This window comes from Streptomyces corynorhini (assembly GCF_003346515.1).
In the GTDB taxonomy this organism is placed as follows: Bacteria; Actinomycetota; Actinomycetes; order Streptomycetales; family Streptomycetaceae; genus Streptomyces; species Streptomyces corynorhini.
Genome location: NZ_QQNA01000451.1, coordinates 1 through 1,763, shown reverse-complemented (window position 1 = coordinate 1,763; position 1,763 = coordinate 1). Strand labels below are relative to the sequence as shown.

The following is a 1,763-nucleotide window of genomic DNA, read 5'->3' as shown; positions in this document are numbered from 1 at the left end:
CGCTCCGCGTGGGCTCCCTCCTCCGCCTCGCGATCCACGGCACCGGACCCCGCTCCCTCATCCGGCCTGATCCAAACGAAAGACCCTAGCCCTGTCTTCCAAGTCCCGCCTGCCCCGCGCATCGGGCGGACGGCGCTGCTTCGAGGACAGGGCCCAGGGTCTTTCGTCGGTGCCGGTGCCGGTGCCGGTGCCGGTGCCGGTCGGGTGCGGGTGCGGGTGCGGGTGCCGGTGCCTGTGCCCGTGCGGGAGTGCGGTGAACGGTGAGCGGTGAGCGGTTGGTCGATGTCCGGGCCGACAGTGACCCGGGCGGCGGTCGGCTCAGCCGGAGTCGAGGGGGCCGCTGCGGAAGGTCGTCGCGGAGACCACGGCGCAGAGCAGGAAGAGCGCCGCTGAGACCCGGAACACCGAGTGGTAGCCATGGATCGCGGCCAGCATCGCGGTGTCCGTCCCCGGAGTCGCGTGCTCGGCGTAGCGGGCCGTGGCGGAGGCGGCGACCGAACTGAGGAAGGCCGTGCCGGCCGCGCCGCCGATCTGCTGCGCGGTGTTGACCATCGCGGAGGCGACACCCGCGTCGTGGGGCCGGACGCCGGACGTGGCGGCGTTCTGGGTGGGCGAGAAGACGAGGCCGATGCCCGCGCCCACGAGCACCAGACCGGGCAGGACCCCGACGGCATAGGTCGATTCCGGGCCGAGCCGGGTCAGGGTGGCCATGCCGCACGCCGCCAGGAGCGCCCCGGCGGTCACGAGGGGACGGGGGCCCGTCCGGGGGGTCAGCGTCCGGCCGACGCCGATCGCCGAGGCCATGATGGCGACGATCATGGGAAGGAAGGCCAGCCCGGTACGCAGCGGGGTGAGGCCGAGGACCGTGGTCAGGTAGTAGGTGAGAAAGAGGAAGAGGCCGAACATGCCGCCCCCGGTGATCGCGACGGCGAGGTAGGCGCCGCCTCGGGTACGGTCCAGCACGACCCGCAGCGGCAGCAGCGGGTGAGCGGCACGGCGTTCCCAGGCGACGAACCCCGCGAGGAGCAGCGCCCCCGACACGAGGCAGCCGTAGGTGCTGGGGGCGCCCCACCCGTCGGCTTCGGCACGCCCCATCGCGTAGACGACGGCGGCGAGTCCCGCGGCGGCGGTGACCACGCCCGGCCAGTCCATCGGTGTGCCGCGGCGCGGGGGAGCCTTGCGCAGCTTGACCGCGGCCCCCAGGAACCCGACGGCGGCGATGACCACGTTGACGTACAGGCACCACCGCCAGGAGGTGTACTCGGTCAGCGAACCGCCGAGCAGCAGGCCGATGGCGCTGCCTGAGCCGGTGACCGAGCCGTAGACGCTGAAGGCGCGGGCCCGGTCGGCGGGCGTGGTGAACGTCGTCGTCAGCAGGGAAAGGGCGGCCGGGGCGAGGATGGCGCCGAAGACGCCCTGGGCGGCCCGCGCGAGGATCAGCGTCTCGATGCCGGTGGCCGCTCCGCCGACCACGGAGGCCAGGGCGAAGCCCGCGAAACCGGTCAGGAGCATCCGGCGGCGGCCGAAGAGGTCGGAGAGCCGTCCGCCGAGGAGGAGCAGGCTGCCGAACGCCAGAGCGTAGGCGGTCACCACCCACTGCCGGTCGGAGTCGGAGAAGCCCAGGTCTTTCTGTGTGGCGGGAAGCGCGATGCTGACGATGGTCGCGTCGAGCACGACCATCAACTGGGCCAGCGCCAGCACGAGCAGCGCCCACCCCCGCCCCGCACCCGCACCCGCACCCGCACCCGTACCGGCACCCGTAC

At 73.5% G+C, this 1,763-nt stretch carries 1 protein-coding gene; it reads right to left on the bottom strand.

Features of this window, described 5'->3' with window-relative positions:
• Positions 1–318 precede the first annotated feature (318 nt).
• Positions 319–1,763, bottom strand: a 1,445-nt coding sequence (locus DVH02_RS34400; protein WP_199566527.1) for an MFS transporter, incomplete at its 5' end; no start/stop codon positions are given.